The organism is uncultured Ruminococcus sp. (assembly GCF_946415235.1).
Classification (GTDB): domain Bacteria; phylum Bacillota; class Clostridia; order Oscillospirales; family Ruminococcaceae; genus Ruminococcus.
This window is the reverse complement of record NZ_CAMKRR010000073.1, coordinates 1-14,468: the sequence shown is the minus strand read 5'-3', so window position 1 is coordinate 14,468 and position 14,468 is coordinate 1. Positions and strand designations below refer to the sequence as shown.

The window sequence follows — 14,468 nt, the reverse complement described above, 5'->3', positions numbered from 1 at the left end:
CCGCCGATCCAGCCTGTGTGCCAGTAGTACTTCTTCTGCTCGAGCTTTCTGCCTGTGAGAACAGCCTTAGCGCAGTTGATAACGATAACGTGGTCTCCGCAATCAACGTTGGGAGTAAAAGTAGGCTTATGCTTGCCTCTGAGAATGTGAGCAGCCTTGGCAGCAACACGGCCGAGAGGCTGTCCTTCAGCGTCGAGGATATACCAAGTACGGCTTACTTCTGCGGGTTTTGCCAGTGTAGTTGACATAATTTTTTCCTCCTGTAATAAATTTCGGACGGAAAGCGGATTCGGAAACAAGAGGCAGAGCCTCTCTCAGAAGCTAAAGGACCTGCCTCTTGCTTCCCGAAAAAACGCCTGTTCCGCCGCAGTGCAAGAACTATTATACACCATGGTGAGAGTATTGTCAAGAGGTTTTCGGGGATTTTTTTAATATATACCCTGTTTTCTCTTTAAATCTCTCACTTATGCTCTTGTTCTCTCTCTTTCTCGTGTTTCGTTTCAGTTTTGCAAAGTAGAAAAACGGGGAGCTGTTTCGCCGAATTGTGTGCATATTGTTAGTTATTAGTTGTTAGTGATCAGTGCATAGTAAGCAGAAAATGTAGGGGACGGCGTCCTCGACGTCCCACTGTTTGATAATGCAGGGGCGAACACTGTTCGCACGCCGAAAGCCGTAAAGCTCTGAATGACACACTGTAGGGGCGGATATCTGCATCAGTTGGTCAAACAACAATTAAATCTGCGGGACGCCGAGGGCGGCGTCCCTTACAATCGGCCGTTTGAAAAATCACGGGGTATTTGCGTGCAAACAGCGTTACATATTGCATTGTCGGTCAAATCAAAGATATGGGGCACTGATTAATTGTTCACCCCTGCAAGCTAAAGGTTAACGGCTGGTTACGACTGACCATTTTTGAGCATATTACAGTGGCAATCTAACCATTTATTGCTCTTTGGCCGCAAGCCTCATTGACATATATGCATAATCATGATACAATATAAACACAAAAATTTATTTTTTTGGAGGAATTAACTATGAGAGGAAAAAACTTAAAGAAGCTCGTAGCAGGCGTTATGAGTGCAGCAATGACGCTTACGGCTTCGGCATCTGCTGTTAATGCGGTAGCACCCGCACAGTTACAGCTCACAAACAGCAAAGTTGCTGCATCGTCAGAGGGCAAGGTAGTTTACGAATGCGGCTTCGAGAGCGAGGCTGACCTCGAGCACTGGTCAAACAGAGGCGGTGATGACAAGACCGTTCTCTCTATCTCTGCGGACGCTGCAAAGAGCGGCGACAGCGGACTTGCCGCTACTGACAGAGGCGACACATGGCACGGTCCCGCATTCCGCATGGACGGCTTCCTTGAGCCTGACACACAGTACTATTTCTCATGCTCGGTAAGAGGAGAGTGGTACACTAACACAACTCTCAGCTTCCAGTTCAGCGTGGACGGAGATACCTCATACTCCAACCTCAAGCAGAACATTCAGGCTACCAGCGGCGGCGGAAACGGCTGGGCTGAGATCAAGAACGTACCTATAAGCTATTCCGAGGGTATGGAAGGCGTATACGTATACTTCGAGGGTGGACAGGAGTCCATATTCATTGATGATGTCAAGATCACAGAGGCTCCCCGTGTTGAGATCGAAAGCGATCTTCCTTCACTCAGTGAGATATACAAGGACAAGTTCAAGATAGGAACTGCCCTTTCTCCCGAGGATATGTCCTCACAGCCCTTTATGGATCTTCTCCAGAAGCACTTCGGCGAGAGCATCACAGTCGGCAACCAGATGAAGCCCGACTACGTTCTCAACAAGACCAAGACACTTGCTTATCTTGAGGAGACAGGCGACGACGAGACACCTCAGATAAGCTTCTCACAGGCAAAGCCTGTTCTCAACTATGCAAGAAAGTACGGTATCCCCGTAAGAGTTCATACACTTGTATGGCACAGCCAGACACCTGAGTGGTTCTTCAAGGAGGACTACGACGAGAAGAAGGACTACGTTTCTCCCGACAAGATGAAGAAGCGTATGGAAAACTACATAAAGAGTTTCTTCACAACACTCACAGAGCTCTATCCTGACGTAAACTTCTATGCCTGCGACGTTGTGAATGAGGCATGGACAGACAACGGAACTCCCCGTGAGGCAGGTCACTGCGGTCAGTCAAACAACTACGCTGCTTCCGACTGGGTAGCTGTATTCGGCGATAACTCATTCATCGACTACGCATTTGAGTATGCAAGAGAGTACGCTCCTGAGGGCTGCAAGCTCTACTACAACGACTATAACGAGTATATGACAGGCAAGCTCGACGCTGTATGCGAAATGGCTGAGAGACTCAAGAAGGCAGGCAATATCGACGGTATCGGTATGCAGTCTCACCTTGACGTAAGACAGAGCCTTGACGCAGCATTCCCGTCACTGGGTATGTACGAGAGCGCACTCAAGAAGTACATAAGCCTCGGCCTCGATGTTCAGATCACAGAGCTCGATGCTACAGTACAGGAGCACTCCGACGACAAGTATTTCGATGTACAGGCTAAGTACTACAAGGGTCTCTTCGACCTCTACGAGAAGTACAGCGACAATATCTCCGCTGTTATCTTCTGGGGAATCACAGATCACAAGAGCTGGAGAGCTTCACAGAATCCACTCATCTTCGACAAGGACTTCATGGCTAAGCCTGCATTCAAGTCCATCGTTGACGGCAAGACAGCTTCCGACCCTGTAAGAACTACTATCGCAGGCGATAGCAAGGTGACCACAACCACCACAACATCTGCGACTACAACAACCACTACCACAACTACAGAGGATAAGAATACAACAACTACCACAACTTCGACAACAGAGGACAAGAACACAACAACAACTACTACTACCACCACTACATACGCTTTTGATCCTATCACATTGGGTGACGCTAACTGTGACGGACAGATCGACATGGGCGACGCGGTTCTTATCATGCAGAGCCTTGCAAACCCCAACAAGTACGGCGAGAACGGTACAGACGAGCGCCACATCACTGCACAGGGCAAGGTAAATGCCGATGTTGACAAGGACAGCGAGGGCATCACTTCAAACGACGCTCTCCGCATACAGGAATACCTCCTCGGCAAGATAAAGAGCTTTGACTGATAGGCTCCCGTATACTAATTATAATTATAAAAAGGCTGCACTCGGGTGCAGCCTTTTTTGTGTCTTAAATATGCTTGCAGACAAACAAAAAAAGCACATATGAAATAACAAAATGAAGAACCAAATTATTAACAAAATATTTCTGTGATAATTGTATTTGCCTAATTTGTAATATTTTGTTTAATAGCACAAAAATATTATACCTAAATAATAATAAGGAAACATAAATCCCGATCGTATGCGGAACTCATTGGCATATGTACTAATTATCCTACCAATATTTCTATGCAAATATTGTTGCATTTTGCACAAACTACCTTGACATTTTTTTACATATATGCTAAACTATAAGTGTCAAATGCTTTAGGGTTACTGCACTGGACCTTAAAGGCAACAAACCAAAATTAACAATATTTTCAGGGAGGGAAATATCATGTTCAATTCTTCAAAGAATGTGAAGCGCTTTGTAAGCATCTCTGCTGCGGCAGTATGTATGCTCTCATCGCTCCGCATAGCTCCGCTCGACAACTACGCTGTTGCTGCGGACAAGACAATGACAGCTTTTGAGATAACAGAAAACATGAAGATCGGCTGGAACCTAGGTAATACTCTCGACGCAAAAGCAGGCGACGAGAAGGGCGATTTTACTACAGCAGGCCTTGAGACAGAAACCTGCTGGGGCTGCCCGAAGGCAAGTCAGACACTGTTCGACGCACTGAAGGCTAAGGGCTTCAATACAGTCCGTATCCCTACAACATGGTTCCAGCACCTCGACTCAGACAATAACATCGACCCCGAGTGGTTGGCTCGTGTAAAGGAAGTTGTTGATTACGGCATCAAGAACGATATGTACATAATCCTCAACGTACACCACGAGAACTGGATCAACAGAGGAGATCTCCTCAACGCATACGACGACATCAAGCCCAAGCTCCTCAAGATCTGGAGCCAGATCGCAGAAGAGTTCAAGGATTACGACCAGCACCTCATCTTCGAGTGCATGAACGAGCCCCGTGCTGTCGGCACAACATATGAGTGGTGGGCAGCAGAAGCAGTTCCCGAGTGCGACGTTATCAACAAGCTCGAGCATGACTTCGTTGACCTTATCAGAAGCACAGACGGTCCTTACGCAAAGACCCGTCTCCTTATGCTCCCCGGCTACTGTGCAAGTGCCGAGCAGACATTCCTCAAGGCTATCGATATCCCCGATGACGATTACGTTGCGGTTTCTATCCACGCTTATACACCTTATGATTTCACTATGAATACAGCCGTAAAGGATCACTCTGTATTTACAGGTGCTTACGCTCAGAACCTTTCCGATACTCTCCAGGGTATGCGTGACCTCTTCCTTGATAAGGACGTTCCTGTAGTTATCGGTGAGATGGGTACATCAAACTTCGGCAACACAGAGGCAAGAGTTGAATGGACAAACCTCTACTTCACAACAGCTAAGAAGTACGGTATCCCTTGCTGCCTCTGGGACAACAATACAGTTTCAAATCCCAAGGATCCCGGCGAGTGCCACGGATATATCGACCGTGAGACAGGTCAGTGGCATGAAGCAAGCCTTCCTATCATCAACAAGATGATGGAGATCATGGCTGACGATTCAATCAAGTGGGGCAGCGAAAGAAAGATACCCACATATTCACATCAGGACCTCTCGGCAGGCACTGTATTCAGAGATCAGGCTGTAGAGATCGACGCTTCCAAGTCAAAGACCTATGAGAACACAACTCCCGGTCAGGAAATAGCATGGTCACAGCTTGAGGGCAAGGAAGTTGCTATCAAGTACACAGGCGCAACTCCTATCCTCGCATTCTCAGACGCTGGATATGGCAACTGGACAGAGTTCAAGCCTTATGTAGTTGACGAAGAAAACGGCATTGCTTACTACCTCGTAGGCAAGCAGCTCCCCGCTGCATGGACCGATCTCTCAACAGTGAACCATATGCAGGCAAGAACTGACAAGGTCACAAATATCGAGAAGATAGTTATCCTCGACGCTCCCGAAGTTGATATCGAGGTCGAGGTAGACAAGACAAAGAAGTACAAGATCGAATTCGCTAACGCTCAGGCAGGCGACGACCTTATCCTTACATTCAAGGGCGAGAAGAACACTATCACAAACGGCTGCGTAGGCTACAACGGCGACGGCTGGGAGCAGATAGAGTGGAAGGGCACAACAGATGCCAACGGCGACCTCACAGTAAGGATCGCTATGGACAAGTTCCCCGCAGGCATCACATCTGCCGAGTGCCAGATCTGGTATCAGCCCGAGCTCGTAGACCTCGAAGGCTACAACTTCGGTGCTGCTGAAGCTGAGACAACAACTACAACAACTACTACAACCACAACTACAACCACTACTACAACAAGCGAGACAACTACCACAACTACATCTTCAGCAACAACATCCACAACTTCAAGCGAGACAACAACAACTACTACCAAGAAGGGCGACTCACCTCATACAGAAGGAGTACTCTATGGTGACGCTAACCAGGACGGACAGGTTGACCTCAGCGACGCTGTAAAGATCATGCAGTCTCTTGCTAACCCCAACAAGTACACACTTGACGGCGACGGCAAGCTTGCTGCTGACGTTTACGGAAACGACGGCGTTACAGTAAAGGATGCTCAGGTCATCCAGCTTTATCTCCTTAACCTCGTTAAGGCTCTTCCTGTTACAGGAGACGTAACAACACCCGAGATCGACTGAGAACAAGTCAGATAAGATCCATATACCTCTTAAAAGCAGCTGCTTATGCAGCTGCTTTTTTTGTATTATTACCTGTATTTACTTTTAATGAATTGTGAAACAAAATTAATTAAATTTTTCCTATTGACAAATGCCTGCAAATTATTATATAATTATAGCGGTATCGCAGGTATAAAACACAAAAACATATAATGCGATTTTTTATGCAATATTATAAAAGCAATAGATATATATAATGCTTTAACAAATAAACGAAGAGATCAAAGAAAAAGGAAGACAACAGAATATGCTTACTGATTACCATTGTCACATTCTGCCGTTTATGGACGACGGGGCAGAGGACGTGGAAACAGCTCTTGAGATGACGGAAATAATGAAAGAGCAGGGAGTTGAGCGTATCATAGCTACTCCCCATTTCTATGCCCATGAGGAGCGTTCACTTACGGATTATCTGCTGAGGCGCGAGGATGCTCTGGAAAGCATCTGGGATACCTCGGCCGTACCCGATATAGTTCTCGGCGCAGAGGTCGCCATAGAACACGGTATATCAAAAATACACGGTATCGAACAGCTCGCCTTTGAGGGCTCGGATATGATACTTCTCGAACTGCCGTTCCGTGACTATGAGGACTGGATGTCGGAGGAGATAAATGCGATCTCCTCAGAGCACGGTCTTAAGGTGATACTGGCACACGTTCACCGTTATCTTCAGTATTATTCGCCCGAAAATTTCGAAAAGCTACTCAAAACAGACGCTGTTTTTCAGTTCAACAATGACGCTTTCCTTGTACCCGAGGAGAAGGAGCTCCTTGAAAGGATGCTGGCAGGCGGCAAAAGGGTGGTGTTTGGCAGCGACGCGCATAATACCGAAGGCAGGCGACCAAACTGGGATATGCTTACAGAGAAATGCGATCCCGCTGTTTTAAGGGCTTCGGACGAGCTTCTTGAGCCCGGAAGATTGATCGTTACTGCACAAAATATATGACAGAAGGGAATATTGGCTCCGTGAGGGGCTGATGGGGGCAAGATCTTGAAAAAATTACTGGAAAAGTTCAGCTTCAGAAGAGCTATACTCGTTCTGGCGGACGCTTTTATAGTTGTTGCCGCATCGCTGATAACTAATTTTGTACTGTCATTCCACGGCATGGACATAAGCAGGTCGGGAGTACTGATAAGCTTTATAATAGGTGCGTTCACCTGCTGCTGCTGTCTGTTCATATTCAGCGCCTACAGCAAGCTGTGGAGATTTTTCAACAAGCGGGATTATCTTTCCTGCGTTTACGGAGTTGTTTTCGGCTTCCTTGCTTCGGGTATAATCGTTTATATCATCAGGAAGCAGGTACCGCTGGGCTTCATGTGTCTCCACGGAGCACTGACTCTTGCAGGAGTATGCCTGTTCAGATTTTTGTTCAAGGAAACCTTCGTGACTATCAAATCCGCGTCAGCCGAGGGCGATAAGAAGCGCACCATGATAGTGGGCGGCGGTCAGACCTGCAGAATGATACTCACAGAGATCATGAACGCACAGAGGTGTGTGTCCGATAATATCTCCGCGGACTATGAGCCCGTATGTATCATCGACGACGACAGGAGCAAGATAGGCACGGAAATACAGGGCGTTACCGTGGCAGGCACTACCAATGAGATAATAAAGTATGTGGATCAGTATCACATCGAGCAGATAATCTTTGCTATCCCGTCATGCCTTGACGACGAGAAAAAGAGGATACTGGACATATGCGCGGGAACAAATCTCCCCGTAAAGGTAGTTCCCTTCATTGGAAACCTCATATTCAACGACAAGGACAATCCACTGCTATCACAGATGCATGACATCAGAGTGGAGGACCTCCTCGGACGAGCTCCCATAAGCTTCGACAATGAGGATATACGCAATTTCATCAGTGGCAAGACCTGTATGGTAACAGGCGGCGGCGGTTCCATAGGCTCGGAGCTCGTGCGCCAGATCGCAAAATACGATCCCAAGCAGGTCATTATCGTGGATATCTACGAGAATAACGCCTACGATATACAGCAGGAGCTGATAATGGAGTACGGCGACAGCCTTAAGCTCACGGTGCTCATAGCTTCCGTCAGGGACTATGACCGCATGAATTCCATTATGGACAGGTTCAAGCCCGATATCATCTTCCATGCAGCTGCCCACAAGCACGTTCCCCTTATGGAGAATTCGCCTATGGAAGCTATCAAGAACAATGTTATCGGCACATTCAACGTAGCAACGCTGGCACAGTTCCACAATGTAAAGAAGTTCGTTATGATATCCACCGACAAGGCGGTAAATCCCACCAATGTCATGGGAGCTTCAAAGCGCTGCTGCGAAATGATAATACAGTATTTATCCCAGCAGCATGACGGCTGCACAGAGTTCGTAACAACGCGCTTCGGCAATGTTCTCGGCTCACACGGCTCGGTAATCCCCCTTTTCCGCAAGCAGATAGAGAGCGGCAAGCCCGTTACCGTAACTCACCCCGACGTCATAAGATACTTCATGACTATCCCCGAGGCAGTCAGCCTCGTTATGGAGGCTGCCGCCATCGCACACGGCGGCGAGATATTCGTACTGGATATGGGACAGCCCGTACATATCGTAAAGCTGGCTGAAAACCTTATCCGTATGTACGGCAAGAAGCCCTACAAGGACGTGGAGATAAAGTTCACTGGACTGCGCCCGGGTGAAAAGCTGCGAGAGGAGCTCCTCATGAACGAGGAGGGGCTGAAGCAGACTTCGAACAAGCTCATATTCATCGGAAAGCAGATAGAGCTCAACTGCGATTCCTTTATCAGGAAGCTCCGCAGACTTCGCAACGCTGCAAACCACAACCTCAACGAGGAAGCTGTAAAGGCGCTGCACGATATAGTTCCGACCTTTACGACTCCCGAGGAGTTCAACAGAGCGGAGCTCATAAAAGAACACAAAAATCTCAGAGCTATGACAAGGGACTGATCTTCAGTCCCTTTTGTATTGCCGAAAGGAGAGGCTTATGATATACCGTACACCCGAATACTGCCGTGATTTCCGCTGTATCGCGGGAGAGTGCAGGGACAGCTGCTGCAAGGGCTGGGAGATAGACATAGACGAGGCTGCTGCCGAAAGATACAGAGCTGTAAAGGGCGCTTTCGGCGAAAGGCTGCGGAATAGTATAAAGGACGGCTGCTTTGTGCTCACTGAGGACGAGCGCTGTCCCTTTCTCAATAAAGACGGGCTCTGCGATATATATACCGAGCTGGGAAAGGAGAGCCTCTGCCATATATGCTCGGAGCACCCGCGGTATTTCGAGTGGTTCGGCACCGTAAAGGAGGGCGGTACGGGGCTTTGCTGCGAGGCCTCGGCGCAGCTGATACTCTCACGCCCCTTTGCGCTCTGTGAGGAGGAAGTCCCCTTTGAGGAAGCCGCAGGCGAGTACGATGCGGAGCTCTTTGATATGCTGTATGAAGCCCGCGAAGCCATGCTTCAGGCGGTAAACGACGAGGATACGCCCTTTGCGGACTCGCTGTGCTCTGTCCTTGATATTGCCGAAAAGGCGCAGAGCTTCATAGATATGCCCGTGCAAAGAGAAGAAGCCGCCGCTGACAGCGATAGAGCCATGCAGGAAATATTCCGCTGTTTTTCGGAACTTGAACCCATTGACGGGAACTGGATACCGTACATAAATGAATGTGCGGGGAAGCTCCGCGGAGCGCCTCCTGCCGAAAGGGAGCATATCCCCTATTTACGCAGGATAGCAGCTTATTTTCTCTTCCGATACGTCATGAAGAGCGTATACGACGGGAATGTTCTCGGATACGCCGTTTTTTCGGTGCTGAGCGTTATTTTTACGGGTCAGCTCTTCCGCTGCGGAGCTGTCGAGCGCGGGAAGTGCGGCTTTGCCGAATGTGCCGATATCGCAAAGAACTACTCAAAGGAGACCGAGTACTGCGAGGAAAATATGGAAAAGCTCCTGAGACTCTTTGAAACGGAGCCCTTTTTCTCGGTCAGCACCCTGAAATGCATTATCAGGGACACTTTCGTGGAAAATGCGGACGATATCTGAAAAAGCTGCGTGAAATGCGAAAAATAAGTGAAATTTGTTGCAATATCCCGCTCATTGTGCTATAATGTATGAGACTTAAACTTATATTCAATGAGAGGGTAATAATATGTTTGAACGCAAAAAAATAGCCGCATTCATAGCAGGTCTGCTTATATGCGCGTATGCGGCAGCTCCTGCGGCAGGCGCCTTTGCCGAGGAAGAAAAAGACGATATCCCCGTTTCGGACGACCTGAACGAAGCAGGGGACGAAGCTGCCGACGAGACATATATAAAAAGCGGCGACTTCATGTACTCCATGACCCATGACGATACCATATGCATAGAGGACTGCACAAGCACCTCCGAGACCCTTGCCGTGCCTGACAAGATAGACGGTATCGCCGTTACAGAGCTGGGAAAGAAGGCTTTCGGAAGTGATCCCGCCAACAATACCTTCACGGAGATATCCCTGCCCGCTTCCATAGAGTACATATCGGGCGACAACCCGTTCATGTACTGCACAAAGCTGAAAAAAATAACCGTTGACGGGAAGAATGAGAACTTCTGTGCCGAGGACGGCATACTTTACACAAAGGAAAAGGACAAGCTCATATGCTATCCCACGGAAAAGGAAGGCACTTCCTTCAAGGTACCCGACAGCGTAAAGGAGCTGGGTACGGCGGCTTTATACGATGCAGAGCTTGAGGAGATCACTCTCCCCGACGGACTTGAAAGCATAGGCTTCTTTGCGGTATCCTGCCTGCCGAGACTTACGTCCATAGACATGAGCAATACCAAGGTAGAGGAGATAAATCCATACGCATTTTCAAGCTGCTCTACCCTCAGCGACGTTAAGTTCTCCGAGGAGCTGACGTACATCGGCGGCGGAGCTTTTTCGGGCTGCCCGATACTAAAGGAGATCAAATTCCCCGACGCCCTTGTTGAGATAGGTCAGTATGCCTTTGTGAATACGGGACTTACAGCCGCTGTCATTCCCGACAATGTTGCCGAGATTGGCTACTGCGCTTTCGGCTATAATACCAATACCGTGGGAAATATCGTTGCCGACGACAGCTTTACCATGGTGGGAAAGATCGGCGGAGCCGCATATAAATACGCTACCGACTCCGATACGGAGTACGATTACAAGAATAATTTTACCTTCCTCACTCCCGAGGAGTATCAGCAGGAGCTGGATTATCTCAACGTGGAAAGAGTAAAATCGGGAGATTTTGAGTACGGCATCTCGGACGAGGGAACTGTCCTTACATGCTGTTATTCAAGTGAGGACGTTATAACCGTTCCCGCTGAGATAGACGGACATAAGATAACAAAGATATACCCCAGCTGCTTCGGTCTGACAAATGCTTCGGAGATAATACTCCCCGATACCATAGAGGAGCTCAGGGAAATGGCTTTCTACAATTGCCCGAACCTGAAAAAGATAACTGTCCCCGCAAGTGTAAAGGTCATAGGCGACCGTGCCTTTGACGGCTGTACCGCTCTTGAAGATGTGGAGTTCCTCGGCGCTGAGACCATTGGAGACCGCGTATTCTGCAACTGCTCGTCACTTAAGAATTTCAAGGCCTCGGGCACTGTAAAGGAATGGAAGGACGAGGAGCCGTTCATATTCTGTACTGCTCTCGAAAATATAGAGATAGGCAGCGGCGACGGCATTTTCTGCTCGGAAAACGGCATAATGTACAACAAGGACAAGACCGTGCTCGCGGCTTACCCCGCGCAAAAGGAGGGCAGGAGCTTTACCGCTCCGTCATCTGTGACCGAGGTAGCTCAGTCTGCCTTTGCAAACTGCCGTAACCTCGAAAGCGTAAAGCTTCCAAATGTAAGGATAATAAACGCTTACGCCTTTGAAAACTGCGAAAGCCTTACATACTTTGACGTTTCAGACAAGCTCGAAAAGCTCGGCTCAGATGCCCTGTACTGCTGTACGGCGCTGAAAAGTCTGCGTCTGCCCGAGTCTCTTACGGAGATAGGCTCATATGCCTTCGGATACTACCATGACGAGAACGCTGACGTCGAAAACGGGGAGCCCGATGACGTTCTTATGGAGGGCTTCACACTTTATGCGCCAAAGGACTCTGCGGCATACAAATACGCACAGAATGAGGGCATCAAGGTAGTAACGGGTACTACAAAGTTCTTCGGAAAGAGCGTATCTTCGGGATTTGTATATACCCTTGCAGGTATCCTCGGAGCTGCCGTGCTCGGTATTATAGGAGTGCTTACAGGCAAAGCCGTGAAAAAAGGCAAGGCTGAAAAGGCTGCGGCTGAGCGTAAAGCAAAGTCGGCAGAGCTGAGAAAGAAAAGGGAAGAGGAAGCTGCCGATGAAGAGGAGGACGAAAGCGTTGAAGAAGATAATGAATAAGCTCGCTGCCGTTTTCGCAGCAGGCGTGACCGCTGTATGCTGTCTGCCGTCGGGAGCCTTTGCCGACGAGCTTCAGGGCGCTGAGGAGCCCCTCTACGACGGCTCTTTCTACTATGAGCTCAATGATGACCATACCTACACCATAACAAAATGCGTGGCTATCACCGTTACGGAAGTACCGTCCATACGCAACGGTACGGCTATAACCCGTATCGGCGAGGGTGCTTTTGCGAACTGTACGGGCATAGGCGGACTTACTATCCCCGATTCTGTCACAGAGATAGAGAAGAACGCATTTTACGACTGCCCCGCGCTGAAAAAGATAACTCTTCCCCGTAAGCTGAAAAGCCTCGGAGATCATGCGTTTTTCGGCTGCTCCTCCCTCGAAAGCATCGAGATACCCGATACCGTAACAGTGATAGAGCCTTATACCTTTGCTCTCTGCGACAATCTGGGCGAGGTAAAGCTGGGTGACAACGTTATCGAGATAGGCGACTATGCTTTCTATCAGTGCGGCAGGATCAGCAGCTTCAGACTGCCTGCTTCTCTTGAAACTATCGGCGACAATGCCATGGGAAGCTGGTTCTCTGTAAGTGATATAGACACTTCCGCGAACAGCAGCTTTGTCTATGAGGACAATATGCTCACAGACAAGGAAAAGACCAAGATATACCGCGCTTCCGCCGAGGCAGAGGGAGAGCTTGTCATTCCCGAGGGAGTGAACGAGATATGCTCGGGAGCTTTCTCCGCCTGTACAAAGATAACTGCTCTGCATATGCCGCCTACTGTCCGTACTATCGGCGACGAGGCTTTCAGACAGTGCTCGGGACTGAAAAATGTTGATTTTTCGGAGGGACTTGAGACCATAGGCATGGGCGCGTTCCTGTTCGATCAGAATATCCTTTCGCTGAATATACCTACCACCGTAAGGAAGATAGATGAGCTTGCCTTTGCGTACTGTATGAAGCTCAACAAGATAATACTTCCCGAGGGAGCAGAGACCATCGGCAAGGAAGCCTTCCTTGTGTGCGACGAGCTGAAACAGATCAGTATCCCGAAAAGCGTTAAGGAAATAGGTGAAAACGCCTTGGGATACACCGTCGAGAACTCGGAGCGTCAGAAGCTTGAGGGCTTCAATATGAGCGTATTTTCGGGCTCGGCAGGTGAAAAGTACGCAAAGTCGGAGAAAATAGACTATACTGTGACCGACGTCAATATAAAAAGAGTTGCTTTCATCGCCGCAATGATCGGTCTTATCATTGCAGCTCTGGTATTTGCCGTTACACTCATGAAGCGCAGCAAAAAAACTGCCGATGCAGGTGCCCGCAAAGCCGCTAAAAAGGCAAAGGAGCTGGAAGAGGAAAAGAAGTACAGGAAGATAATGGCAGATGAGGAACAGTCCTCTGCCGACGAAGAAAAAGAACAGGAAGTATCGGAAAGCGAAGATGAATAACACTTTCCGCACAGGAAATACAAAAGGCTGCCCGAAAGGCAGCCTTTTCTTGGTTTATGATGCAGCATCTCACTGCTTTTTTATTATATCGTTCCTGCCGATCTGCTTTCTGTCGATGTTTTTGAGCAGTAAGCCTGCATTAGCTCCCTCGGATACGGAATCGCAGGTCTTGCGGAACTGCTCTATGCCTGTTATTACAGATGGTGTCTCAGTGCCGCCGCGGACTATGACAACTTCATCGCCCACATGGAAAACTCCGCCTGTGACCGTTCCTACGGCTACGATGCCCTTGCAGCTGATAGTGAAAACATCGCCTACGACAAATTCTGCGTAGGTTCCGTCGGCTACTCCCGACTGGGGAGTATAGTACTCCTCATATTCGCGGAGCTCCTTCTCGTCGTCGGTCATGAAGCCTGTATCCGCAGAGTCGCGGTTGAAGAGCTTGTCCTTGATATTGTCCAGTAATCCCATAGTATCCACCTCTTTCGGAAAATATAATAAATGTTTACTTTGAATGTATGTCCCTTTGTTCCACTGCAAGTCGGTCGCAGCGCTCATTTTCGGGGTGTCCTGCGTGACCCTTTACCCAGTTGAAGGTAACGTCGTGCTTTTCAAGGAGAGGCAGGAGCTGCTCCCAAAGGTCCACGTTGAGAGCGGGCTTTTTGTCAGACTTTATCCAGCCCTTTTTCTTCCAGCCGTATACCCAGCCCTTTGTTACGCTGTC

Annotated in this window: 9 protein-coding genes and 1 pseudogene; 7 read left to right on the top strand and 3 right to left on the bottom strand. The window is 48.6% G+C overall.

Annotation, left to right across the window (positions count from 1 at the left end; genetic code table 11):
- The coding region (rplM, locus tag Q0R37_RS11620) for a 50S ribosomal protein L13 (protein ID WP_294754653.1) at nucleotides 1-248 on the bottom strand (248 nt) is incomplete at its 3' end.
- 786 nt (nucleotides 249-1,034) lie between these two features.
- Here rplM and Q0R37_RS11615 point away from each other — a divergent pair.
- The 7 genes from Q0R37_RS11615 to Q0R37_RS11585 all read left to right on the top strand — a co-directional run bounded on the left by Q0R37_RS11615 (nucleotide 1,035) and on the right by Q0R37_RS11585 (nucleotide 13,744).
- Nucleotides 1,035-3,146 (top strand): endo-1,4-beta-xylanase, encoded by a 2,112-nt coding sequence (locus Q0R37_RS11615; protein ID WP_294754652.1) that lies wholly within the window; start codon nucleotides 1,035-1,037, stop codon nucleotides 3,144-3,146.
- A 433-nt stretch (nucleotides 3,147-3,579) separates the two neighbouring features.
- Nucleotides 3,580-5,871 carry a cellulase family glycosylhydrolase gene (locus tag Q0R37_RS11610; RefSeq protein ID WP_294754651.1) on the top strand — a complete coding sequence of 764 codons (2,292 nt, stop codon included), beginning with the start codon at nucleotides 3,580-3,582 and terminating at the stop codon, nucleotides 5,869-5,871.
- Between the two features lie 286 nt (nucleotides 5,872-6,157).
- Nucleotides 6,158-6,856, top strand: a complete 699-nt coding sequence (locus Q0R37_RS11605; RefSeq protein WP_294754650.1) for a CpsB/CapC family capsule biosynthesis tyrosine phosphatase — start codon at nucleotides 6,158-6,160, stop codon at nucleotides 6,854-6,856.
- A 45-nt stretch (nucleotides 6,857-6,901) separates the two neighbouring features.
- Nucleotides 6,902-8,839: a nucleoside-diphosphate sugar epimerase/dehydratase gene (locus Q0R37_RS11600; protein WP_294754649.1), complete on the top strand. Its 1,938-nt coding sequence runs from the start codon at nucleotides 6,902-6,904 to the stop codon at nucleotides 8,837-8,839.
- A gap of 37 nt (nucleotides 8,840-8,876) precedes the next feature.
- A complete protein-coding gene (fliB, locus tag Q0R37_RS11595) occupies nucleotides 8,877-9,926 on the top strand; it encodes a flagellin lysine-N-methylase (RefSeq protein WP_294754648.1) in 1,050 nt (349 codons plus the stop codon).
- Nucleotides 9,927-10,032: 106 nt separating this feature from the next.
- Complete coding sequence (locus Q0R37_RS11590; protein WP_294754647.1) at nucleotides 10,033-12,291, top strand: leucine-rich repeat domain-containing protein; 2,259 nt, start codon at nucleotides 10,033-10,035, stop codon at nucleotides 12,289-12,291.
- Nucleotides 12,272-13,744, top strand: a complete 1,473-nt coding sequence (locus tag Q0R37_RS11585; protein WP_294754646.1) for a leucine-rich repeat domain-containing protein — start codon at nucleotides 12,272-12,274, stop codon at nucleotides 13,742-13,744. The genes Q0R37_RS11590 and Q0R37_RS11585 overlap by 20 nt, the downstream gene beginning before the upstream one ends.
- Nucleotides 13,745-13,813: 69 nt before the next feature.
- On the opposite strand, the pseudogene Q0R37_RS11580 reads toward Q0R37_RS11585, so the two are convergent.
- Nucleotides 13,814-14,062: pseudogene (locus Q0R37_RS11580) on the bottom strand (EF-Tu/IF-2/RF-3 family GTPase); the annotation flags it as partial.
- A 187-nt stretch (nucleotides 14,063-14,249) separates the two neighbouring features.
- Nucleotides 14,250-14,468, bottom strand: a 219-nt coding sequence (locus Q0R37_RS11575; protein ID WP_366517426.1) for an RNase H family protein, incomplete at its 5' end; no start/stop codon positions are given.